The organism is Trueperella pyogenes, assembly GCF_001070855.1.
Taxonomy (GTDB): Bacteria; Actinomycetota; Actinomycetes; order Actinomycetales; family Actinomycetaceae; genus Pauljensenia; species Pauljensenia pyogenes_A.
This window is the reverse complement of record NZ_JVLH01000013.1, coordinates 90,898-115,453: the sequence shown is the minus strand read 5'-3', so window position 1 is coordinate 115,453 and position 24,556 is coordinate 90,898. Positions and strand designations below refer to the sequence as shown.

19 protein-coding genes and 1 tRNA gene are annotated in these 24,556 nt (G+C 53.0%); 18 read left to right on the top strand and 2 right to left on the bottom strand.

Translation table 11 applies throughout. The features are described 5' to 3' along the window. The first annotated feature begins 66 nt into the window (after positions 1-66). The 15 genes from ADG72_RS06725 (at position 67) to ADG72_RS06655 (ending at position 18,794) form a co-directional block, all read left to right on the top strand. Positions 67-2,442, top strand: a complete 2,376-nt coding sequence (locus tag ADG72_RS06725) for a TIM-barrel domain-containing protein (protein ID WP_048713664.1) — start codon at positions 67-69, stop codon at positions 2,440-2,442. Between the two features lie 17 nt (positions 2,443-2,459). After that, complete coding sequence (locus ADG72_RS06720; RefSeq protein WP_048713662.1) at positions 2,460-3,077, top strand: L-threonylcarbamoyladenylate synthase; 618 nt, start codon at positions 2,460-2,462, stop codon at positions 3,075-3,077. Between the two features lie 97 nt (positions 3,078-3,174). Beyond that, positions 3,175-4,593 (top strand): L,D-transpeptidase family protein, encoded by a 1,419-nt coding sequence (locus ADG72_RS06715; RefSeq protein ID WP_048713659.1) that lies wholly within the window; start codon positions 3,175-3,177, stop codon positions 4,591-4,593. A gap of 12 nt (positions 4,594-4,605) precedes the next feature. Beyond that, positions 4,606-5,982, top strand: coding sequence for a replication-associated recombination protein A (locus ADG72_RS06710; RefSeq protein WP_048713657.1), 1,377 nt, complete (start codon positions 4,606-4,608; stop codon positions 5,980-5,982). Positions 5,983-6,102: 120 nt separating this feature from the next. After that, on the top strand, positions 6,103-6,726 hold the full coding sequence (gene rpsD / locus ADG72_RS06705) for a 30S ribosomal protein S4 (RefSeq protein ID WP_009409474.1): 624 nt from the start codon (positions 6,103-6,105) through the stop codon (positions 6,724-6,726). A 103-nt stretch (positions 6,727-6,829) separates the two neighbouring features. After that, positions 6,830-9,538 carry an alanine--tRNA ligase gene (gene alaS / locus ADG72_RS06700; RefSeq protein ID WP_048713653.1) on the top strand — a complete coding sequence of 903 codons (2,709 nt, stop codon included), beginning with the start codon at positions 6,830-6,832 and terminating at the stop codon, positions 9,536-9,538. After that, positions 9,538-10,008 carry a Holliday junction resolvase RuvX gene (gene ruvX / locus ADG72_RS06695; RefSeq protein WP_048713650.1) on the top strand — a complete coding sequence of 157 codons (471 nt, stop codon included), beginning with the start codon at positions 9,538-9,540 and terminating at the stop codon, positions 10,006-10,008. The genes alaS and ruvX overlap by 1 nt, the downstream gene beginning before the upstream one ends. Beyond that, a complete protein-coding gene (gene mltG, locus ADG72_RS06690) occupies positions 10,008-11,417 on the top strand; it encodes an endolytic transglycosylase MltG (protein ID WP_080978667.1) in 1,410 nt (469 codons plus the stop codon). Before ruvX ends, mltG begins: the two co-directional genes overlap by 1 nt. Continuing rightward, the gene (locus ADG72_RS06685) at positions 11,417-12,265 is read left to right on the top strand and encodes a shikimate dehydrogenase family protein (protein WP_048713647.1); all 849 of its coding nucleotides are present in this window, start codon (positions 11,417-11,419) and stop codon (positions 12,263-12,265) included. Before mltG ends, ADG72_RS06685 begins: the two co-directional genes overlap by 1 nt. A 2-nt stretch (positions 12,266-12,267) precedes the next feature. Then, complete coding sequence (locus ADG72_RS06680; protein WP_048713644.1) at positions 12,268-13,014, top strand: prepilin peptidase; 747 nt, start codon at positions 12,268-12,270, stop codon at positions 13,012-13,014. A gap of 74 nt (positions 13,015-13,088) precedes the next feature. Beyond that, positions 13,089-13,961, top strand: coding sequence for an indole-3-glycerol phosphate synthase TrpC (locus tag ADG72_RS06675; RefSeq protein ID WP_048713641.1), 873 nt, complete (start codon positions 13,089-13,091; stop codon positions 13,959-13,961). 48 nt (positions 13,962-14,009) lie between these two features. Then, positions 14,010-14,957, top strand: coding sequence for a prolipoprotein diacylglyceryl transferase (gene lgt / locus ADG72_RS06670; protein ID WP_048713638.1), 948 nt, complete (start codon positions 14,010-14,012; stop codon positions 14,955-14,957). A gap of 9 nt (positions 14,958-14,966) precedes the next feature. Then, the gene (gene pyk / locus ADG72_RS06665; RefSeq protein ID WP_048713635.1) at positions 14,967-16,415 is read left to right on the top strand and encodes a pyruvate kinase; all 1,449 of its coding nucleotides are present in this window, start codon (positions 14,967-14,969) and stop codon (positions 16,413-16,415) included. A 71-nt stretch (positions 16,416-16,486) separates the two neighbouring features. Then, the gene (locus ADG72_RS06660; RefSeq protein WP_048713632.1) at positions 16,487-18,430 is read left to right on the top strand and encodes an acyltransferase family protein; all 1,944 of its coding nucleotides are present in this window, start codon (positions 16,487-16,489) and stop codon (positions 18,428-18,430) included. Between the two features lie 148 nt (positions 18,431-18,578). Continuing rightward, positions 18,579-18,794, top strand: a complete 216-nt coding sequence (locus ADG72_RS06655) for a hypothetical protein (RefSeq protein ID WP_342612686.1) — start codon at positions 18,579-18,581, stop codon at positions 18,792-18,794. Positions 18,795-18,969: 175 nt separating this feature from the next. Here ADG72_RS06655 and ADG72_RS06650 read toward each other — a convergent pair. Further along, positions 18,970-19,046: transfer RNA gene (locus tag ADG72_RS06650), tRNA-Leu, on the bottom strand. 72 nt (positions 19,047-19,118) lie between these two features. Here ADG72_RS06650 and ADG72_RS06645 point away from each other — a divergent pair. Continuing rightward, positions 19,119-19,709, top strand: coding sequence for an ANTAR domain-containing response regulator (locus ADG72_RS06645; RefSeq protein WP_009409463.1), 591 nt, complete (start codon positions 19,119-19,121; stop codon positions 19,707-19,709). 45 nt (positions 19,710-19,754) lie between these two features. On the opposite strand, the gene ADG72_RS06640 is transcribed toward ADG72_RS06645, so the two are convergent. After that, entirely contained in the window at positions 19,755-20,174 is a 420-nt protein-coding gene (locus ADG72_RS06640) for a PaaI family thioesterase (RefSeq protein WP_048713626.1), read from the bottom strand. A gap of 28 nt (positions 20,175-20,202) precedes the next feature. Between ADG72_RS06640 and polA the strand changes: the two genes are divergently transcribed. Continuing rightward, on the top strand, positions 20,203-22,887 hold the full coding sequence (gene polA / locus ADG72_RS06635) for a DNA polymerase I (RefSeq protein WP_048713799.1): 2,685 nt from the start codon (positions 20,203-20,205) through the stop codon (positions 22,885-22,887). Positions 22,888-23,014: 127 nt separating this feature from the next. After that, a complete protein-coding gene (gene rpsA, locus ADG72_RS06630; RefSeq protein WP_009409460.1) occupies positions 23,015-24,472 on the top strand; it encodes a 30S ribosomal protein S1 in 1,458 nt (485 codons plus the stop codon). The last annotated feature ends 84 nt before the right edge of the window (positions 24,473-24,556 follow it).

Below are 24,556 nucleotides of genomic sequence, written 5' to 3'. Positions count from 1 at the left end.
GAGGATTGAGAGGCTAATCTTGGTAGTCAACAGGGCTCAATGCCGATTCCTCAGGAGTGATACGTGATGGCGCTTCTTCCACCCCATTTGCTACCTTCACCGATTCAGGCGCCTCCCGCCGAGCAAGTGATTGAAGGCCCACAGTGGAGGATCGAAATTCTTTCAGATACTGTGATCCGTCTTGAATGGGATCCGAGCGGTGAATTCCTGGATGGACCGACACAGATGATGGCATGGCGCAAGTGCCTACCTGTGAAGGATCTGCGCATCGACCATGATGAAGTCGGCGGCATAGTTATTGAGACTGCACATATGTCCTTCCACTATGACGGCAAGGAGCCCAGCTCCAATGGATTGTGGGCTCAAGTAAGGGAAGAAGATAGCTGGGGTGGAACCTGGCGTTGGGGGACTGATGCAGAATTTCCCTGGATTCAAGGGAGAAACCTGCGTGGGACGACCAGAACATTGGACACGGTCGATGGACGCTGTGAACTGGATAAAGGAGTCGTCGATGGCCGTGGCATAACCTCGTTGATTGATGACACCTGCCCGGTCTCTAGCGATGGAGTCTTCTTGGCAGCGCGTCCGGAGCACCTAGACATTTACGTTTTCGCTTGCGGACCAGATTTTCCCGAGGCCGTGCGTTCCTTCTACCGTTTAAGCGGTCCTCAAGCGATTCTGCCCCGCTATGCCTTAGGAAATTGGTGGAGTAGATATCACCGCTACACAGATGAGGAGTATTTGGAAGTGATGAGCGAATTTGCTCGTCACGATGTTCCGCTTGCAGTCGCTGTCATCGATATGGATTGGCATGTCACCACCCCTCCCTCGGGGGCTGGGTCAGGATGGACAGGCTACACCTGGGATCCTGAGCTTTTCCCAGATCCACAAAAGTTCCTTGATGCTCTGCATGAGCGTGGTCTTCACACCTCACTCAATCTTCACCCTGCTGATGGTATTCGTTACTTTGAAGAGGGGTACGAGCGCTTAGCTCAAAGAATGGGCGTAGATCCTGGAACTAAAAAGACAATCCTCTTTGAACCAGCGAATCCCGATTTTATGTTGGCGTATTTTGAAGAGATTCTGCACCCACTTGAAGATCAAGGGGTCGACTTCTGGTGGGTTGATTGGCAACAAGGAGAGCATTCAAGCGTTCCTGGACTGGATCCTTTGTGGGTTCTCAACCACTATCACTATCTTGATAATGCTCACCGACATGGACGAGGGCTTACGCTTTCACGCTATTGTGGACCGGGGTCTCAGCGCTTCCCTCTGGGTTTTTCGGGAGACACTTACATTACCTGGGAATCATTGAAGTTCCAGCCTGAATTTACTGCGACCGCCTCAAATATCGGCTATGGCTGGTGGAGCCATGATATCGGTGGGCACATGCTTGGCGTACGTGATCCAGAATTGGAGACCCGTTGGATCCAAAGTGGTGTATTTAGCCCAATCATGCGCCTGCATTCATCGAATAATCCATTCACGCGAAAGGAGCCATGGGTTTTCGAAGAACCTCATTGTGCAATTCAAGAGGAATACCTACGTTTGAGACACCGACTGGTTGGGTATCTCCACTCCGAACAGTTCCACGGTCGTGATGAGCTTCTCCCACTCATTCGTCCGATGTATTGGGAGCATGACGGCCACGATCAGGCTTGGGAAGTCCCCAATTGCTTCCGCTTTGGACGCGAGCTGATCGCTGCTCCAGTCACTGAACAGCTTTCTGAAGCCTCGTGCCGGGGGCGCTCTGAAGCATGGCTACCAGAGGGTATGTGGGTTGACCTCATGACGAATATCGCCTACCAAGGTAATCGAAAGCTTTTACTGTGGTCAGAGCTTTCGCGGACCCCGCTCTTTGCGCGAAGCGGATCGATCATTCCGCTTTGTGGAAGCGCGGCTGCTCCCGATGGTGAAAGCACACTGGGAATGCTTGGGCGCCAAGCTAATGTTGGTACCGGTAATCCTGAGGAAATTGAGCTGCTGCTCGTTTCTGGAGCGGATGCAAGCTATGAGCTGATTGAAGACCAAGATAGTGATAATTCTCTTGTTCGTACACTCTTTGAATGGGACGACGCTCACCATAGACTCACCATTCATGGTGCCGATGGGGATCTTGATTCGATCCCTGCTCGACGGAAGATCCTTGTGCGTACTTATGGGTATGGCATTGATTGCCAATTGACTGACCTTGGTTTTATCGAAACGTGCACGGGTGCCAGTTTTGACCTCGAACCGAAGTTGATGAGTGAAGGGCTTAAACGCTCAGAGCAGATTCGTCGGATTTTGACACATGCGCGTTGTGAGGTTGAGACTCTCACATGTCTCGACAGCGCGTGGAATGAAGGTCGTGGTGCCTTCTTTGCTGCCCTAAGTGCTTCTAATGTTGCCCCAGATTTGCGTGAGGCACTCTTCCAAATCGCAATTGCATCAGAACTCTAAAGTATCAGGAGCAGATCATGTCCTATGTCGAGCTTCATCCAGTGAATCCACAGACACGACTTCTTGATCGCGTTGTTGGCGTTCTTCGCGAAGGTGGGTTGATCGCGCTGCCCACAGATTCTGGCTACGCACTTGCCTGTCTTATGGGCAACAAATCGGGAATTGATCGAATTCGGCAGATTCGTAAACTCGATGACAAACACAATTACTCGTTGCTATGTGACGCTTTCTCGCGTCTGGGTGATTTGGTCATCATGGACAATTCACAATTCCGGGCAATGAAATCAACAACTCCTGGTCCGTATACATTCATCCTTCCTGGGACAAAAGAAGTTCCCAGAATGACACTGAATAAGAAGAAACACACCATCGGGGTGAGGATTCCTGATCACCGTGTTGTTCAGTCTCTTCTTGCTGCGCTGGGGCAGCCCCTCGTTGCCTCATCTCTTATCCTTCCCGGTGAAGATCAGGTCATGAGTGATGGCTTCGAGGTCGATGACAAAATCGGTTCACTTGTCGATTTGGTTGTTGTGGCTCCAGTAGGAGGAGACGAAGCAACATCGGTTATCGACTATACGGATGGAGTGGGACGAGTTGCTCGACACGGCGCGGGGGATACAAGCCTATGGGAATAGCCTCCAAGACTGCGTAAGCAGCATCACGCTTCTATTGCCTTTCTTTTCCCTTTTGTCGCCGTGTTTCCGCTCGAAGAACCGGTAGCATGAGAGAGCTATGAAGAAGCTATCCCTCAAAGTGTGGACACTCCTTGGTCTATGCGGTCTGCTGTGCGCCGGTTTGGTGTTCTCAGGCTGGTTTTATTCTGCGCATGCCCTTCCACGCACATCAATCGCAGGTCAGTCTTTCTCTTCGTCCTCGCGAGCTCAGGTCAACCAGGCTCTGAAACAACGCGTCGAGTCCGCTCAAGTTACTTTGCAGTTGGGCGATACGACGCAGCAGGCCACCTTGGAGGACCTAGGGATCACTGTTGATATCCCCGCGACAGTCGATGCTGCTTTCTCGGAGAACTCAGGTATGCTCTCCCGCTTCGTCGGGATCTTCCGCTCTCGCTCGATCACCCCTGTCGTTCAACTCGATAACTCCCAACTTTCTCGATTTGGGGCTTCTTTAACCAAGCGCGTTGGGACCCCTGTGAGTGATGCAGTTCTGTCACCTAAGGAAGATGGATCAGGTTTCACCGTGGTTCCCTCTCATGAAGGTATTGCGTTGAATACGGCTGATCTTGCGAAAGTCCAACAGGAAGTCGCCCAAGATTTGGGTTCTTCTCCAAGAACTATCACCGTTGAGGTCCAAGAACCGAAGATTAATACTCAGAGGGCTGAAGAAGCGCTCCCTCAAGCGCAATCACTGATTGCTCCTAGCGTTACGATCACTGACGGTATTGATGATTTCACTGCCTCGAAGGCCGACAAGATGAAATGGGTCAAGGTGAGCGCAGAGGGTGATCGTGCTGCTGTGCTTGATTCAGAGGCACTATCAGCTTGGGTGAATGATCTTGCAAAATCGACGAATGTTGAATCCGAAAAAGGAATTCAGGGTGTTAATAGTCGCGGTGACGTTGTTGGTGTGCTCAAGGCTGGCACGGTTGGTTATCGCGCGAACAATACACAGTCTGTAATTTCTGGAATTGAGGATGCCCTCAATAATGGGAAATCCTATTCGGGCGACTTTGATTACGACAAGATTCAGCCTGAGTATGATCGCCAAGATATCCCTGACGGCTACGGTGATGATGTTTATCAGGCGTCGGCCGGTGAAAAATGGATCGATATCGACTTGGCAAAGAACACGGTTTCTGCGTATGAAGGTCGGACAATAGTTCATGGTCCAACCCCGATGGTCCCGGGTGCGCCTAATACTCCAACCGTAACCGGTAAGTTTCATGTCTATTTGCAATACGCCTCTCAGACAATGGAGGGTGAGAATGCAGATGGTACGAATTACCGGACAGAAGGCGTTCCATGGGTGACCTATTTCTATGCGGGGTATGCGCTCCACGGTGCACCGTGGCGTTCCTCTTTCGGATGGTCCGGTTACGGTGGCTCTCACGGGTGTGTGAATATGCCGGTTGAGGGCGCACACTGGATTTATGATTGGGCGGATAACGGGACGGTTGTCATTAGCCACTACTAAAGGGGAGTGAAAATGGATCTCTTTGATACGCAGGGGATCGAAGATTTCGGGACTCCGGTAGTTGACGACCATGCGCCACTTGCGGTTCGGATGCGTCCGCAAAGCGCTGATGAGATTGTTGGCCAGCAGCACCTTCTTAAGCCGGGATCACCTCTGCGTAGACTTCTGACCCCATCTACTGATTCCCCTGCGGGTTTAAGCTCTGTGATTTTATGGGGGCCTCCGGGAACCGGAAAGACCACTCTTGCCTACCTGATTGCGCGTGCTTCTGGCCGGAGGTTCTGCGAGGTTTCTGCAGTTACCTCCGGAGTAAAAGATCTGCGCGATGTGATCTCACAGGCTCGACGAGGCCTGACAACAACAGGAGAGGAAACGATCCTTTTTGTTGATGAGGTTCACCGTTTTTCAAAATCGCAGCAGGATGCTCTTCTTCCAGCTGTCGAAAATCGTTGGGTAACCCTAGTAGCTGCAACGACAGAGAACCCATCCTTTTCGGTGATTTCTCCGCTTCTGTCTCGTTCCTTACTTCTCACTCTTCATGCGTTAAGCAGTGAAGATCTCTCCATTCTTCTTGATCGTGCCTTGACAAGTGAATCGGGATTGAAATCTCTTTTTTCCCTGTCTGTAGATGCCCGCTCAGCTTTGTTGCGCTTGGCAGGCGCAGATGCTCGTAAGGCCCTGACTCTTCTCGAGGCTGCAGCGGCCTCGTGCCTTGAGCGCGGGGGAGAAGGCGAGCTGGCGGAAGAGGGGAGCGAGCCTCGGGAAATCGAAATCGCTGACGTTGAAAATGCTGCTAATCAGGCCTTAGTGCGTTGGGATCAAGATCAGCACTACGATGTGGCAAGCGCTTTCATAAAGTCGATGCGCGGATCTGATGTTGATGCGGCTATCCACTACCTTGCGAGAATGCTTGAAGCTGGGGAAGACCCGCGTTTCATCGCACGACGCATCATGATCTGCGCCGCGGAAGATGTCGGAATGGCGGCACCCGAGGTTCTCACTACAGCTGTTTCTGCAGCGCAAGCGGTTGCAATGGTCGGAATGCCAGAGGCGCGAATTATTCTCAGTGAAGCCGTAATTGCGGTAGCAGCTGCCCCGAAGTCTAACCGCGCTTACCTTGCTATTGACGAAGCTCTCAGGGATATTCGTCAAGGGAAAGGTGGGCCAGTTCCTATGCACCTCAGGGACGCTCATTACAGTGGCGCTCAAGCTCTTGGTCACGGCGTGGACTATATTTATGCGCACGATGCACCTCATCATGTCGCGGCTCAGCACTATCTTCCTGAGGATCTTCGAGGGACGTCCTACTACCGTCCGACAACGAATGGCAATGAGGCTATGCTCACGAAACGCTTAGCTGCGCTTCGCGAATTGCTTAAAGTACGTTAAACTGATCCGGTTGCCTTAATGGGCAACGTGTACCTGGGGTCTTAGCCGACGGCGTTATGCCTGGAGTTGACCCCGCATTCGTTTTGCGAATGCGACATAAGAGACAGGAAAGGTCATTTAATGGCTCACAATCGTTCACGCAAGCAGGTGCGCGAGTCCCGCGCGCTGGGCTTTGCTCTCACCCCGAAGGCTGTTCGTTACTTCGAAAAGCGTCCGTATGGTCCCGGCGAACACGGTCGTACCCGTCGCCGCCAGGAATCTGACTACGCTGTTCGTCTGAAGGAGAAGCAGCGTCTGCGCGCTCAGTACGGCATTCGTGAGGCTCAGATGCGTCACGTCTTCGAAGAAGCACGTCGTACTGCTGGCCTGACCGGTGAGAACTTGGTCGAGCTCCTTGAAATGCGTCTTGACGCTCTGGTGCTGCGTGCAGGTTTTGCTCGCACCATCCAGCAGGCACGTCAGTTCGTCGTTCACCGTCACATCATGGTTGACGGCAAGATCGTCGATCGTCCTTCCTTCCGTGTGAAGCCCGGACAGACCCTGCAGGTCAAGCCGAAGTCTCAGACCAGCGTCCCCTTCGAGATTGCAGCTGAAGGCATCAACCAGGAAGCTCTTCCCGCAACTCCCGATTACCTGGACGTTGACATTGCTCGCCTGAAGGCAACGCTGGTGCGTCGCCCGAAGCGCGCTGAAGTTCCCGTCACCTGCGACGTGCAGATGGTCGTCGAACACTACTCGCGCTGAGTGTGTCTTCCAAGACCCCGAGGGTTTCCCTCGGGGTCTTGTTCTTTTTCGAGCCGTCTTGTCAATACACGATTCTTATTGATGTCCACTACTATGGGGTACTATGCGCACTTCTGAAATTCGTCAACGTTGGCTTGACTACTTTGCATCACAAGGACACGAGATTCGTCCATCTGTTTCTTTGGTGTCTCCTGAGCCTTCTATTTTGTTCACCATCGCTGGTATGGTGCCCTTTATTCCTTACATCACCGGTGTTGAACCGGCTCCTTGGCCCAGGGCTGCATCCGTTCAAAAGTGCATTCGTACGAACGATATCGACAACGTCGGTCGTACGACCCGTCACGGTACTTTCTTCCAGATGAATGGTAATTTCTCCTTCGGCGATTACTTCAAGGAAGGTGCTATTCACTTCGCGTGGGATCTGCTTACTGGTTCGCAATCGGACGGCAAGTATGGCCTCGATGGCGATCGCATGTGGGTCACCATTTGGGAGAAGGACGATGAGGCATTCGATGTTCTGACTAAGCAGGTCGGAATGGATCCTCGTCACATTGTGCGTCTGCCCCGGGAAGAGAACTTTTGGGATACCGGTCAGCCCGGTCCTGCAGGTCCCTGCTGCGAGTGGCACTACGATCGTGGTCCTGCCTACGGTCCCGAGGCTGTGGGGGGCAATGTTGACCCGGGCGGTGACCGCTATCTTGAGCTGTGGAATCTGGTTTTTGACCAGTACATGCGCGGCGAGGGAAGCGGTAAGGATTACCCGCTGCTGGGTGAGCTTGACCAGAAAGCGATCGATACCGGTGCAGGTTTGGAACGCCTGGCTTTCGTCTTGCAAGACAAGCCGAATATGTACGAAATTGACGAGGTTTATCCCGTTATTGCTGCCGCTGAGGAAATGAGCGGTAAGCATTACGGTCTTGGCAGTGCTGGACCCGAGGCCGGTTCTGCCTACGACGATGACGTTCGTCTTCGCGTGGTTGCCGATCACGTACGCTCTTCGCTGATGTTGATTGGTGATGGCGTCCGGCCTGGAAATGACGGCCGCGGCTATGTGCTTCGCCGCCTCATTCGACGTGCTGTTCGTTCGATGCGTTTGCTTGGTGTTGATACGGCTACGATGCCGACCCTGCTGACCGCTTCGAAGGATGCAATGAAGGCTTCCTACCCTGAACTCGAAGAGAATTGGGGAACAATTTCTGAAGTGGCATATGCGGAAGAAGACGCCTTCCGCCGAACTCTTACTGCAGGTACCACCATTCTTGATGCCGCAGTTGAGAAGGCAAAGGCCGCTCCGGGTGCTCCGATGATTTCTGGCGAAGCAGCATTTTCGCTCCACGATACCTATGGCTTCCCGATCGATCTGACTCTGGAGATGGCATCGGAACAGGGCGTCCACGTTGACGAGGCTGCTTTCCGTGCGCTTATGGAGGAACAGAAGGAACGCGCACGTGCCGATGCTCGTGCGAAGAAGACTGGCCACACTGACGTTCGTATTTTCCACGATATCGAAAAGGAACTCGGCGGCGGTTCAACTTTTGTTGGCTACACAGACAGCGCCTCGGACGCTCAAGTGGCGGGCCTGCTAGTTGATGGTGTCCCAACACCTGCGGTTAGTGCGCCCGCTGAAGTTGAAATCATCCTGGACCGGACTCCCTTCTATGCAGAGATGGGTGGTCAGCTCGCTGATCATGGCACTATTCGACTTGCTGATGGCGGTGTTATCGAAGTTCATGACGTGCAGGCTCCTGTGCGCGGTCTTTCCGTGCATCGTGGCACCCTGACTGAAGGGACTGCGACGCTGGGGGAGAAGGCCTTCGCGCAGATTGACACTGAACGTCGACTCGCTATCGCCCGCGCTCACACTGCAACGCACATGGTTTACGCAGGACTGCGACGCATTGTTAACAAAGATGCAGAACAAGCAGGTAGCGAAAACTCGCCTTCACGTCTGCGCTTTGATTTCACGAACTCAAGTTCCCTTGGCGAAGGACAGCTGAACGACATCGAAAGGCTTGTCAACGAAAAGCTTGCAGAAAATCTGCCTGTCACCACTGAGGTCATGTCTCTCGACGAGGCCAAGCGCTCGGGCGCGATCGCGCTCTTTGGTGAGAAATACGGTTCTGAGGTCCGTGTTGTGACCATCGGTGACAACTTCGATCGTGAGCTTTGCGGTGGTACCCACGTTCCGTCCACTGGTCACCTTGGACGTATTACCGTTTTGGGTGAAGGATCCATTGGTTCGGGTGTTCGCCGAATCGATGCGCTTGTTGGTGATGGGGCCTATTCCTTCCAAGCGAAGGAACACGCTTTAGTTTCGCAACTGACCTCAATGTTGGGTGGTCGCCCAGATGAGCTCACGACACGACTTGAGTCTGTCATGACTCGTCTTCGTGATGCGGAGAAGGAACTTCAGAAGATTCGCGAGCAACAGGCTCTAGCCGAAGCCGCTCTTCTTGCCCAGAATGCCCGTAAGATCGGTAAATTCACCGCGGTTGTTGCGCCCGTTGGTGCTCTTGGCACGGCAGATGAGCTCCGTGCAATGGCAACCGATGTGCGTGAACGTCTGGGTAACGATGGTCCAGTTTTGGTTGCTCTTGCGGCAATTATTAACGGGAAGCCCATGGTCACTGTGGCAACGAACGATCTAGCGCGTCAGCACAGCGCACGCGCGGGACAGTTTGTTCGTCGCGCGGCAAAGATTCTCGGCGGTGGCGGCGGCGGTCGTGATGACCTTGCTCAGGGTGGTGGGTCAAACCCCGCTGCAATTGACGACGCATTGGCGGATGTGAACGAGCAGATTAAAGAGCTGTGATGCGGCCGGGAGTTCGTCTGGCTGTTGATGTTGGGACGGTCAGGGTCGGCCTCGCGCGTAGTGACGCGGGGGGCATCCTGGCTCTTCCCCTCGAAACACTGACACGCCAAGACGACGCCTCGGAAATTAACGAGATTGTTCGCTATGCCAATGAGCTTGAGGTCATTGAAATAATTGTTGGCTTACCAAGACATATGCGCGGTGGCGAGGGAATTTCGGCAAAGGGCGCACGTCGCTACGCTCGAAAGCTTAAGATGGTTTTACCTGAGTGTCGTGTGTGCTTAGTCGACGAACGCCTAAGCTCGCACGAAGGGCATGAGCGTCTTCTCCAAGCCGGAGTTGAACGGCGTGAACATCGTCAGATGATTGACCAAGTGGCTGCGTCTATTATTCTGGAAACAGCTTTGGAAATGGAACGAATGAGCGGACGAGCTCCTGGAAAGGAACTTGTCCTTGAGGAAGGACAGTGATGAGCGACAATACGCCCGGATATCCTTTCCCCAAGCGAGCGAGCATTCACCAACGTCGCGCGCAAGAATCTGCGCCTCCCGAATCGCAGGTTCATGTTGAGGAAACCCAGCCTAGCGTAAGCATTGAGGCATCTCGATCCTTTGCTAGCTCACGTGCGAAGGAAACTGACTTTGATCAGATTCTTCGTCCGGGTACCCAAGAGACTCCTGCTTCAGGAACGGAAGTGCCCGCCGGCCTTCCAACACGTCGTACTCGACGTGTAGCGCATGAAGAGCCAGCGTCCGAGACGACTGGAATGCGGAGCAGGCGTCTTGCGCAAGAACGGCGGGCGGTTCGCAAACGCAGGCGTCGTCGTTCAATTCGTACATTCATCGTTCTTCTTCTGACTCTCACGCTCTGTGCTGGTGGAATTTATCTTGCTTACACACAGCTTCGAGGTTCCTCTTCGTCAAGTACGGCAGCTGATGATTTCCCGGGTCCAGGAAATGGCCAAGTTGTCGTCACCATTTATGACGGTGAATCGGGCCAGCAGATTGGACAACGACTTGTCGATGCCGGTGTGGTTAAGTCGCTATCAGCTTTTATTCGCGCCTTTGAGGCCAATAAGGCCGCTGTCGGTATTCGTCCAGGTAGCTACACCTTGAAGAAAGAGATGAGCGCATCGGGTGCAATTGCCGCGCTCCTTGATGATGCGAATCGCATGGATAATACGGTGACTGTTACACCCGGACAGACAAAGGAACAGGTCGCAGAACAGATTGCCTTAGTGACCGATATTCCACTTGACCAGGTAAAAACTGCAATGGCGGATGCAACAACTATTGGTTTGCCCGCTGAAGCAAATGGAAATGTTGAAGGATGGCTGGCACCCGGGTCCTATGAGCTCGCAGAGGGCGAAACCGCTGAGTCATTAATTACTCAAATGGTGGCTGCAACTAAGAAGCAGCTTGACGACCTCGGTGTGTCTGCGGCAGATCGGGAGAAGGTCCTTACAAAGGCATCGATTCTTGAGCGTGAGGTTCGAAATCCTGAATACCTGCCGATGGTGTCGCGGGTTATTGACAACCGTCTAGCCGATACGAATGGCGAGACCCGCGGGCTATTGCAAATGGATTCGACTGTTCTTTATGGAGTTGGAAAAACCGGCGGTATTCCCACTGCTGAGGACCTCGCAGCTGATAATCCATATAACACTTATCGAAATCCGGGGCTTCCCCCATCACCTATTTCTCAGCCGTCTAGTGAAGCCATTAATGCGGCAATTCACCCCGCCGAGGGGAATTGGCTGTACTTCGTGACTGTTGATCTGGACTCTGGCGAAACTCTCTTTGCCGCAACCCATGATGAGCAAACCCAGAATACGAAGCGTCTTGAGGAATATTGTTCAACCCATCAGGGGAAGTGCTGATGCCTTGGGCGTGTGTCATTGGATCACCCATTGAGCACTCGTTGTCTCCGCTTATCCATCGCTGCTTGTGGGATTGCGCAGGACTGAGTGGATGGACCTATCTGAAGCGTGAAGTCACCGCAGACTCCTTGCCTCAGTGGATCTCTTCAATTGACGATGAATGCGTCGGTGTTTCTATTACGATGCCGTGCAAGAAGGCAGTAATCCCACTTCTTGATGTCGTCGATCCTCAAGCTGAAGCATTGAATTCGGTCAATACCCTTATCCCCACTGGAAGCTTAAAGACCGGCTTCAATACTGATGTTTACGGAATGAGTCGGGCGATTGAGCTGAGTAGAAGTCACTCGGGCCTAGACAGCCGCGGAAGAGCGGTCATTATCGGTTCGGGAGCAACGGCAGCATCGGCACTTGCCGCTGTTGTCTCATTGGGTTTTACAGAGGTACATGTTGTAGCTCGCGCCTTCCATAATGGGAAAGTTCCTGTTGATTTTCACCGGGCTGCTCTCAATCTTGGCGTTAACTACCATGGTCATGATTTAATGCAGCGCGACGAGCTTTCAAGTTGTTGTTCAAGCGCGGATGTCGTCGTTTCGACACTGCCTTCGGGGGCTCTTGATGCACATGTATCGCAGCTCGCATCAATGCCAGAAAAATCGAGTTTCCTCGATGTGAGCTATGCGCCGCGAGTTACTCCCGCTATCGCAATGTGTCAAGAAAGGTCAATACCCGTTGCCTTCGGGGTAGACATGCTTGTGTATCAAGCACTGATGCAATTTAAGCTGATGACGGGTTTAGATGCTGACGATCACGCGATATCTGCTGTCTTTGACTTACTTGGGAAGAACTAAGTATGAGTACGCTCCCGCTACTTTTTCCTGTCTTGTCAAGGATTTCGGATAAGTCCTTAGGTGCGGCAGAGTGGAACTTATTTCTTTCTGTCATTGTCTGGATCACGTATGCTGTGTGGCTCAGTGTGTCTGGCTGGGCGATCCAGCGCCGCTACTTCGTCGAGGCATCGCTTACTCCGCTCAAACGAAATGGTGTTGTGTGGGCAGCTGTGCTTGTGGGAGCAGTCGTGCTTGTAGGAGCTCAGGCGCGACCCGCATCGCCCGCTGTAGTGTCACTGACGATGATGGGCACCCTGCTTGGTTATATTGATGCGCGCACGCATAGAATTCCCACTCCGTACGTTCTTGCGCTTGCCTGTGGTGTATTGTGCGGCATCGGAGTGACTATCTACTTTCATCCGCAGCCTTATCTACTTGTTGCGCAGGTAGTTTTTGGGACGTTAATTTGGACACTGCCTTTATGGCTGGGCACACTTCCCAAAGGTGGTTTTGGTAGGGGAGATCTTAGGCTTGCGCCAATCCTTGGCTCACTGCTTGGGCTTCTTGGTTGGCATGCCGCGCTTTTCGGGCTCTTGGTCTCGATTGTCTCAGCTGCCTGCGCAGCGCTGTGGAAAATCGTGAGCGGCCAAGCAGGTACCCGTTCTCGGATTGCGTTTGGCCCCTGGATGATCGGCTCCACTCTCTTGAGCTTCCTTCTGTGGCGTGATGTTTCCACCGATCTTTCACTGTTGCTTCATTTTGGCATTTAGCTAGAAGGGTGTGATTACCTCTTTTTCCCAATGAGGACTAGCATCAGATTGAGAGTTCACACAAGGAGGTGGCGGTGCTCAAACTTGATGAAGTCATCGCAAACACACAGCGTCAGCGCGCCTTACGCGAAGAACACCTCAGCTTGGATGATTTAAAGCGGCAATGCGAGAACGTTCCTGACCCTCTTCGACACCCCGAGGAATTCCTATGTTCTGATGGGGCAACCGCAGTGATTGCTGAGATTAAACGCGCATCTCCCTGGGGGGTGTATTCGACGATCGATGATCCCGCACCGCTCGCACAGGCTTTTGAACGTGGGGGAGCGGCTATGCTTTCCGTCGTCACTGAATCTTCTTACTTTCACGGACAGTATTCCGACCTTGCTCGAGTAAAGGCAACGACGACCTCTCCGATTCTCTGTAAAGACATTATCTTGTCTGCGTATCAGCTATTCGAAGCGCGCCGTAATGGAGCCGACGTCGTGCTTCTTATTGCACAGCTTCTTTCGCAAGCTGCACTCAATGGTCTTCTCGAACGTGCTCAGTCTCTTGGCATGGGCGTCCTCGTTGAGACGCACTCGCGTCTTGATGCCTTGAGAGCACTTGAAGCAGGAGCACTCATGATTGGGGTTAACGCCCGAGATCTCGCGACAGGAAGCGTTGATCGTCACGTCATCGATGAAGTTATTGATGTGGTTCCAAGTGGAGTATTGGCTATTGCGGAATCTGGTGTCCGTGGCCCTAGAGATGTATTCGAATACGCGAGAGCAGGAGCGGATGCAGTTCTTGTAGGTGAAGCGCTCATGCGTAGTGACAATCCCGAAGAACTTTTAGCTGAAATGGTGAGTGCTGGACATCATCCATCGCTACTTTCTGATCGGCGAATGCGGATTCGTAAGGCACATCGTGCTAGTGATGGAAGCTGGAGTGATACTCGACGTGAATAATCTACTAAGGTAGAGAGAAATAGTAGTTATTCACGAGGAATAGTTTTCATGCGCGCTCTTGCTTTGCCGTCGCCGAGTAACGGTGTATGGCATCTTGGCCCGATTCCAATTCGAGCTTATGGCTTGATCATCGCCTGTGCGATTCTCATTTCCGTATATTGGTCTGCTCGGCGTTACCAGAAACGCGGGGGAGACCCGGACCTTTTTTATGATGTGGCACTGTGGGCAGTTCCCGCAGGCATTCTGGGTGCTCGTGTTTATCATGTGATCACTTCGCCAGATGCGTATTTCGGCCAGGGTGGAAAGCCGCTCATGGCCTTCGCGATTTGGAACGGCGGCCTGGGAATTTGGGGTGCGGTCGCAGGCGGAGCGCTTGCTGCTTGGCTGGTTGTTCGTCACCGAGGCCAGCGCTTGGGCCCGATTGCAGATTCCCTTGCTGTTCCCCTTTTGGCTGCACAGGCGCTTGGACGCTGGGGGAATTGGTTCAATCAAGAGCTCTTTGGAGCTCCGACGACTCTTCCCTGGGGACTGAGTATTGATAACGCGCATCTTCCCTCGGGTTATGCTCCAGGAACTCTTTTTCACCCGACCTTCCTGTATGAATGCCTATGGAATGTAGCTGGGGTTGCAATTCTTCTGCTGATCGATCGTCGCATCAAGGTGAAGTCGGGCCAGCTTTTTGCTTCGTACATCATGGTCTACACGCTTGGGCGAGTGTGGATTGAGATGCTGCGCATTGATGACGCGCATCATTTCTTGGGACTGCGCATCAACGTATGGACTTCAATCGTTGTCTTCCTGCTGGGCTTGGTGAGTTTTATTATCGCTGGTCGACGCTCTGCTTCCACTCGAGTTGAGCCTGCTGAACTGGCCACGACTTCCAATCCAGCTGATAACCAGGATGAAGATTCCACTACTCAGAAGGCCGATGGAGATAAGGGCGATAGTCCTATGTCACCGGAAAGTCGCCCTGTCGAAGAGACCGAGGCACGTTAGGATAGAAACATGCGTCGAGCAAAGATTGTATGCACTATTGGACCCGCGACAGCCTCTGCTGAACAGATCCAGGCTCTGGTTGATGCCGGCATGGATGTCGCCCGTATTAACCGTTCCCATGGTACAGCCGAAGAGCATGAGGAAGTCGTCGAGCGCGTTCGTCGAGCTGCACAGAACTCAGGCCGAGGCGTCGCCGTTCTTGTCGACCTTCAAGGTCCGAAGATTCGCCTTGAAACTTTTGAAGAGGGACCGCAGTATCTCGAAATTGGTGATACTTTCACCATCACCACTCGCGATGTTCCAGGAACCAAAGAACTCGTTGGGACGACCTTTAAGGGACTTCCTGGTGACTGTGCTCCCGGTGATCGTCTGCTGATTGACGACGGTAACGTTGCAGTCCGAGTTGTCGAGGTGACTGATACCGATGTCGTTACTCGCGTGGAGGTTCCCGGTTATGTTTCTGACCACAAGGGTTTGAATCTGCCTGGTGTTGCCGTTTCGGTTCCCGCGATGAGTGCGAAGGATGAGGAAGACCTGCGTTGGGGTATCAAGATTGACGCGGACTTCATTGCTTTGTCCTTTGTTCGGTCTGCGTCCGATATCGATTCCGTTCATGCAATTATGGATGAATGCGGGAAGCGCCTTCCGGTCATCGCAAAGATCGAAAAGCCTCAGGCCGTGGAAGCTCTTTCTGAGATCGTCGACGCTTTTGACGGAATTATGGTCGCGCGTGGCGACCTCGGTGTGGAAATGCCTCTTGAGGACGTTCCGCTTGTTCAGAAGCGCGCAATTGAGCTGGCACGTCGTGCCGCTAAGCCTGTGATCGTCGCGACGCAGGTTATGGACTCGATGATTAAGAATCCTCGACCGACTCGTGCAGAAGCCTCTGACTGTGCAAACGCGATTCTTGACGGTGCCGACGCGGTTATGTTGTCTGGCGAAACCTCGGTTGGTGCATATCCGATCGAAGCAGTACGAACCATGGCCCGTATTATCGAGTCAACAGAAGAAAATGGTGGAGAGCGCATTGCGCCAATGACGCCTATCGAGCTTGATCGCGCGTCAGCAATCTGCGGTGCCGCCGCGATCATTGCTGAGAAGCTCGATGCTCGTTATCTTGTGACTTTCACCCAATCGGGAACCTCCGCTCGCCTGCTTTCTCGCTTGCGTACACCTATCCCGATGCTTGCCTTTACTCCATTGGAGTCCACCCGCCGTCAGCTGGCTTTGTCTTGGGGTATTCATGCCTACCGTGTCCCCGAGGTAACGCACACAGACGATATGGTGTGGCAGGTAGATCAGGTCGCCCAATCTGCACGTCTTGCAGAGGTCGGCGATGAAATGGTGATCGTCGCTGGTATGCCGCCGGGGACCCCCGGTTCCTCCAATCTCCTGCGCGTCCACCGCTTGGGAGATGAGGTTGACTACGCAATCGGTGGATCGCGTAGCGACGCTTAGTATCTATAGATCAGAGGGTGGGCAGGCCGGGAGGTCTACCCACCCTCGTAGTCTGAGGAGTTTATTGAGCCATGACAACGGTGCCACGGTTATCTCGCGACGACAGCGATACCAATATCGCGAGTAAAACCGCACAGAAGAATACTTCTTATCTGACCGGTGTCAATGGCCTTAGGGCGCTGGGAATCATTGCGGTGATTCTTTACCATCTCCGGCCCAGTTCACCCGCTCCAGGAGGTTTCATCGGAGTCACATTGTTCTTTGTGATTTCTGGCTTCCTTGTCACCCGTTCGCTTCTTCGCGAATTGGATGGAGAAAATGAGATTGCGATTGGACGCTACCTTATTCGGCGTTTCTCCCGCTTATGGCCATCAATGGTGGTTGTGACCGCTTTTTCAGCGATTACATCTTTTGTGTTTTCTCCATCGTTACTCGTGAAGATGCACGACGATGCCATCCCAGCGCTTGCGTTTTTTTCGAACTGGTTTTACATCTTTCGTGAAGTTCCGTATTTTGCGCAGGCGGGACTACCGTCACCTCTGACTCATCTTTGGTTTGTCGCAGTGATCATGCAGTTTTACCTGCTGGCTCCGGTGATTGTCTTACTGCTCAGAGAGCTCTTCCGCTCACGTCTGCATGCATCCATTGCCCTTATCATCTTGGCATGTCTTTCTGCCGTTGAAATGGCGCTTCTCTTTGCTCCCGGTACAGATTCTTCTCGTGTCTACTACGGTCTTGATACGCGTCTGGCTGAACTTTTAGTTGGCATGGCACTTGCCTATGTCGATTCTTATGTTTTGAATGCATCTCCTCGTGTGCGTAGTCTTCTCTCGCTTTCATCGTGGTTTGGTCTGGGGTTCCTTGTCCTTGTATCCATTTATGCACGCGGCTATATGACCTGGCTCTATCGCGGTGGTTTCTTCCTTTCGGCCTTGGTCAGTGCACTGTTGATCTGTGGTGCGATGCTACCCGGAGCTTTTTCTCGGCTGCTCTCATTTCCTCCGATTCAGCTGCTTGCTTCACGTTCGCTGAGTGCTTATATATGGCACTACCCATTAATCCTTCTGATGAACCCTGCGCGCAGAACCTCTGCACTTCCCTGGTGGGGATGGGTTCTCGAACTTACAGTTTTTCTCTGTGTTGTCGAGGCCGCCTACCGCTTTATTGAGAAAGCGCCATCGTGGGGGAGTTTGCAGACTTGGCGAGCGCTTCGCGGAGGAAAGCAAGAAAGTCGTCGCGTACGAGCATGTGCGACACTACTCATTGGCGGCTTAACCTTGAGCCTCGTGACCGCTTGCGTTCCCAGCCATGTTTTAGAGTCTGGGGCGAAGAAAGTTTCATCAACTCTTGCTTCACCCACCCCCTCTGCTTCGCAAGCTGAGCCTTCCGCCGCTCAAACGGAAACGTCAACGACCCCAACGCCAGTTCAGCCTCGTTTCCATGAGAAAAATGGAAAGGTCATCGAGCCGCAGGCTGCGGTTATCCCCGATAACTACGATCCCTCGCAATGGCAGTGCTCTGATGAGCAGGGCACGTGTTCTGTGCCCTTTGTGCTGATCGGAGATTCAGTAGCAGAAGGTGCAAGTTATTACTGGATACCGGCGGTATTTCCTGATTCTTTTACCGACACAGAGGTTGGGCGCTCATTTGAGAAGGGGATTGCAGTTTATCGTGAGGATCTTGCGCAAGGGCATGATGGGACGCCGGTGATTGTTGCACTCGGTGGAAATGGGCCGATCACCTCTGTGGAGTCTGCGGCTCCGCTCATCGAAGCGGCGGGGGAGCGACCGATCTTCTTCGTAACCGTACGAGCACCCCACCCTTTCCAGGATGAGAATAACGCGCTGATGTACAAGCTCGCCGAGAAATATCCCCAGGTCGGTATTCTCGATTGGTATAGGTTCAGTGAGGGTCATGACGACTATTTCTATGACGATGGACAACATCTAACAGAAGATGGTCGTAAAGCCTATGTGCGAATGATCGAATACGGCCTCATGGGGCAGGATAATTAGACATATTCCGAGTATTGTGGAATACTTGCTAGTTCATCCGCGTTGGATGACATATAAGGCTTATGCCTTGGAAGTATCTACAAGAGATTGCCTGCGCACCTTGAGCGCATATCCGTAGATACAGATGAAGAATGAAGAGGAGGAAGAAATGAATCAACTCAATACGAAAATCTCGGTCCGTGCGGCTCATGGTCGCCAGCAAGCTCTGAATCTGCCAGTGGCTCAACTCAGCGATGCCGTTCGCCCCTGGTATTCAGACTGGAGCGATCAGCGAATTCAAGAAGCACTCGATAATCTGGCACGTCCTGAAATGCGTGATCGAGCTGCACAGTTCTTGGGTTTGGAACTTATCCCCGCTGCCTGAGATGTGATTTGTCTCTCTAAGGTTAACTCCGTCAACCGTGTTGGTTGGCGGAGTTGATTCATAAACTGTCTTTTTTGCTGCAATTTCCACGGTGTGAAACCGCATAATTCCAAAGAAAAAGCGGCTTAAAAGTTTCGGAAACTTTTAAGCCGCAAGGTGTCAGATTGAGACATCCTGGTACCCCGAGTGGGATTCGAACCCACAACAAGCCGGGTTTGAGCCGACCGCCTCTGCCAGTTGGGCTATCGGGGCAGCACACAAGTGCGCTAATAAGGATAAGATATAACCAGCGCTTGTGACAAACGATCGGACAAGGAAGACGACATGAGTGAAGAAGCTACTGAGCCGCGACGGGTACTTGTTGCGGAGGATGAGGGATTAATCCGCCTGGATATCGTTGAGACGCTGAGCGGAGCAGGCTTTGAAATTGTTGGTGAGGCTTCGAACGGTGAGGAAGCCGTAAAGCTTGCCCTTGAGTTGGAGCCTGACCTTTGTGTAATGGACGTCAAGATGCCGAAGATGGATGGCATCACCGCTGCGGAAAAGATCCTTGCTGAGCTTTCTTGCGCGGTCGTCATGCTCACCGCCTTTAGCCAGACAGAACTTGTTGAGCGCGCCCGTGACGCTGGTGCAATGGCTTATGTCGTTAAGCCCTTTACGCCAGCCGATCTGATCCCAGCTGTGGAGATTGCACTTTCCCGTCATCAAGAGATTGAATCCCTTGAAGAAGAGGTTGCTGACCTAGCTGACCGTTTTGAAACCCGTAAGCGTGTTGACCGCGCCAAGGGCCTTCTCATGAAGAACATGGGAATGACAGAACCCGACGCGTTCCGTTGGATCCAAAAGACTTCTATGGACCGACGTCTTTCTATGCGTGAGGTAGCAGACGCGGTTATTAACCAGGTTGAGGGCTAAGAACCTTAGGTTCTTGAATGGGCGCGGGTTTTACCCGCGCCCTTTTTACTTGCTGAGAATGCGGTTCGATACGCGCGCAACGGCGATGAGCTGGCGATCTTCATCAGTAATGCGGACTGTATGAACTGTTGAGCTTCGCCCGAGGTGGAGCGCCTCCGCCGTCGCTCGGATTAATAATCCTCGGCCAGCCTTCAAATGAGAGATATTGAGTTCGACGCCGACTGCGACCGCATTGTCTCCAATAAGCCTTTGAGCGTGCAGGATCGCAGAGTGGGAAGCGGCGGTCTCAGCCAAGGCAGCGCTCGCACCACCATGGAGAAGGCCCTGGGGCTGGGTGTTTCCTGGAATTGGCATCTCGATAACGGTATGCTCCGGGCTCTGCGAAATAATACGCATGCCCATGCGATTCATCAGTGTGTCTTGCCAGCTTTGAGGCAGGCCAATTTCGCCATTCGAGGTGTGCATTGTGCCCTCTCGCCGTAGTGTGTCTTCTATGAAGGAGACCCTGCTTGTTATCGATGGCCATTCGATGGCCTTTCGTGCATTCTATGCCCTACCCGTAGAGAAGTTTGTGACTGCGCAAGGACAGCATACGAATGCGGTATATGGCTTCGCTTCGATGCTGATTAAAATTCTCGAGAAATACCAGCCGAGCCATGTTGCGGTTGCCTTCGATGTTTCCCGGCATTCGTTCAGGACTGAGGAATATCCCGAATATAAGGGAACTCGCGATGCGACCCCCGAGGAGTTCAAAGGACAGATTGAGCTAATTAGGGATCTTCTTGGAGCGATGGGTATTCGATCGCTCTCTCGGGAGGGCTTTGAAGCAGACGATTTTCTTGCAACTCTGGCTCATCGTGGCGCGCAGGCAGACATGCGGGTCTTCGTCGTTTCCGGAGATCGGGATAGCTTCCAAACTGTTACCGATACCGTCACAGTCCTTTATCCCGGATTAACCCCGGGAGATCTTCGTGAAATGACTCCGGAGCGTATTGAGGATAAATATGGCGTTCCTCCGTACCGATACCCCGAAATTGCCGCTTTGGTCGGCGAGGCCTCGGACAATCTTCCGGGGGTCCCGGGGGTCGGTCCCAAGACCGCGGCTCAATGGATTAACCGCTTCGATGGCCTCGATAATCTGCTAGAGAACGCCGATCAAGTGACAGGGAAGAGGGGAGAGGCTCTTCGTGAGCATGTCGATGACGTGCGCCGAAATCGCCGACTCAATCACCTTCTGACCGATATGGATCTCGAATGCGAATTGGACGATTTGCGTCGTGACGTGACAGATCGGCAGTCGCTTGCGGCTCTCTGTGATGCGCTGGAATTTCGTTCACTCCGCTCTAAGATCCTTGCAGTCGCGAGTATCGGTCTTGGAAAAGCGGAGCAGAACGAAGAACAGATTGTTTCTCAATCCGAAGTGGCGGCGCATGAAGTATCAGTGACGATTGCGGATGATCGAACCAAGCTCAGGCAGTGGCGTCAGGATCATCCTGGTCGCCTCTCCCTCTTTGTCGATGGTGTACTGAAAGTCAACGGTGCGGAGGTAAACACCCTCACTTTTGCCACTGCTGATGAAACGCTCGTCATTGATCCGACGCTGCTTACAGCTCAGCAAGATGCTGAACTCACTTCACTAATTTCAGAAGATGGCCTCATCGTCTACGACTTCAAAGGCAGTATCCATGCGTTGCGAGCGCGAGGTTGGGAACTTGGTGATCCTTACTGTGACCTGCTTCTGGCCGCATATTTGGTGAATTCTGAGCACCGTGGTTACAGGCTTTCCCAGTTGTTCTCTCGTTACTTGGGTATTGATGAAGAAGAGAAGAAGAGCGAGACAACGCTCTTCGACATGGGTATCACTGAAGAACGAGCACACGAACTTGGAATGGCCGCAGGGCGTATGCACCCGCTTGCTGCGGTCCTCATGTCGAAGTTGGAAGAGAGCGAGCAAACTCATCTCCTCGAACAACTGGAACTTCCAATCGCTCGTTTGTTAGCGCAGATGGAACAGTATGGAATCGGCGTTGATGAGGAATTCCTTCGCTCACTTTCGCATGAGCTGGCCTCAGATGTTGAGTCTGCGCAACGCAGTGCATGGGAGGTCTTGGGGCACGAAGTAAACCTCTCATCTCCTAAACAACTTCAGACGGTTCTCTTTGATGAGCTCGACCTGCCAAAAACAAAGAAAACTAAGACCGGATACACGACTAATGCCGAAGCGCTGACGGACCTGTTTGAGCGCACCGGTAATGAATTCCTGCGTCATCTTTTGGTGCACCGTGACCGGATTAAGCTCAACCAGATGGTTGATGGACTCAACGCCTGCATTGGGGATGACCAACGCATTCACTCTACCTTCTCTCAGACTGCAGCTGCGACGGGTCGTCTTGCCTCCTCGGATCCAAATTTGCAAAATATTCCAGCGCGTTCTGCCGATGGTTTGCGCATCCGCGCTGGTTTTGTTGCGAAGAGGCCCTATGTTGACTTGATGAGCGCTGATTACTCGCAGATTGAAATGCGTATCATGGCGCATCTGTCCAAGGATCAGGGCCTAATCGAGGCCTTTAATTCTGGAGAAGACCTTCACCGCACCATGGCAGCTATGGTCTTTGGTGTAGAGCCGGCAGATGTCACGCCCGAAGAACGCTCGCGTATTAAGGCAACTTCATACGGTTTGGCGTATGGTCTGTCAGCCTATGGCCTTTCGGCGCAGCTACAGATTCCTGTTCACGAGGCCTCAGCTTTGCGTGATCGCTATTTCGAGCGTTTTGGGGGAGTTCGTGACTACCTTGAAAGTCTCGTTGATGAAGCGCGTAAAGATGGATGGACTCAAACTATCTGCGGACGTCGGAGGTATTTGCCTGATCTTCACTCTGCAAATAGGACGCGCCGTGAAATGGCTGAACGTGCCGCATTGAATGCTCCAATCCAAGGAAGTGCCGCAGATATCGTCAAAATGGCGATGCTCGATGTTCAAAATCGCCTTGACCACAGTGGTCTTTCGTCGAGGATGCTCGTTCAAATCCATGACGAACTACTGTTTGAGATTGCCCCGGGTGAGGAAGAACAACTTCGTCAACTCGTCCATGATGGAATGGAAGGTGTCATGAAGTTGAGGGTGCCACTTGAAGTGGCGATTGGTGTTGGTCAGACATGGAAGGATGCAGCGCACTAGGAGAGGTGGACTTTTGGCCCTATTCTGTTAGAATGCTCAAGGTACTGCTACGTGCAATAGCCATTTGCACTGCGCAGCCGCAATTGTCCATATCTAGTAATACGTCCGTTTCGGAGAACACAACTACATGACCAGCACCAACTCGCAGCCGGCAGTTTCTACCCCCCAGGTTGCAGTGAACGACATTGGGTCCCGTGAGGACCTGCTCGCCGCTATTGACGAGACCATCAAGTACTTCAACGATGGCGACATCGTCGAGGGCACTGTCGTCAAGGTTGACCACGATGAGGTCCTTCTTGACATTGGCTACAAGACCGAGGGTGTCATCCTCTCTCGCGAGCTCTCCATCAAGCACGATGTCAACCCGGATGATGTGGTTGCCGTTGGTGATCAAATCGAGGCCCTGGTTCTCCAGAAGGAGGACAAGGAAGGCCGCCTGCTCCTGTCCAAGAAGCGTGCACAGTACGAGCGCGCATGGGGACAGATTGAGAAGGTCAAGGAAGAAGACGGCGTTGTTACCGGTACCGTCATCGAGGTCGTCAAGGGCGGCCTGATCCTGGACATCGGCCTGCGTGGCTTCCTCCCCGCATCTCTCGTTGAAATGCGTCGCGTTCGCGATCTTGCTCCTTACATTGGCCGCGAGATCGAAGCCAAGATCATTGAGCTGGATAAGAACCGTAACAACGTTGTTCTGTCCCGCCGCGCATGGCTTGAGCAGACCCAGTCTGAGGTTCGCACCAACTTCCTGCACACCCTCCAGAAGGGTCAGGTTCGCAGTGGTGTTGTGTCCTCCATCGTTAACTTCGGTGCCTTCGTTGATCTCGGTGGGGTCGACGGTCTGGTTCACGTCTCCGAGCTGTCTTGGAAGCACATCGACCACCCCTCAGAGGTTGTTGAGGTTGGCCAGGAAGTCACCGTCGAGGTGCTGGATGTCGACATGGACCGCGAGCGCGTGTCGCTGTCTCTGAAGGCGACTCAGGAAGATCCGTGGCAGACCTTCGCACGTACCCACGCCATCGGCCAGGTCGTGCCCGGTAAGGTCACCAAGCTTGTTCCCTTCGGCGCATTCGTGCGTGTTGAAGATGGAATTGAAGGTCTGGTTCACATCTCCGAGCTTGCTCAGCGTCATGTCGAGCTGCCCGAGCAGGTCGTTAAGGTTGGCGACGAGGTCTTCGTCAAGGTCATCGACATTGACCTCGAGCGTCGTCGTATCTCCCTGTCGCTGAAGCAGGCCAACGAGCGCGTTGATCCCAACTCTGAAGAGTTCGATCCTTCGCTCTACGGCATGGCCGCTGAGTACGACGAAGAGGGCAACTACAAGTACCCCGAAGGCTTCGATCCCGAAACCCAGGAATGGATGGAAGGCTACGAGGCTCAGCGTGAGGCTTGGGAAGCTCAGTACGCACAGGCCCAGGCTCGCTGGGAAGCCCACAAGGCTCAGGTTGCAAAGGCCCTTGAAGAGGACGCCGAAGCTGCTCCTGCAGTCGAAGAGCAGGCTTCGTACTCGACCCCGGTCGACTCCGAAGGTACCCTTGCCTCCGATGAGGCGCTTGCAGCACTTCGTGAGAAGCTGACCAACAACTGAATCGAAGCGTCTAAGCGCTCATAGTCAGTTTTGAGGCCCCGGTGAAAACCGGGGCCTCAAGTTTTTTTGTGATTGCTCAGCCGA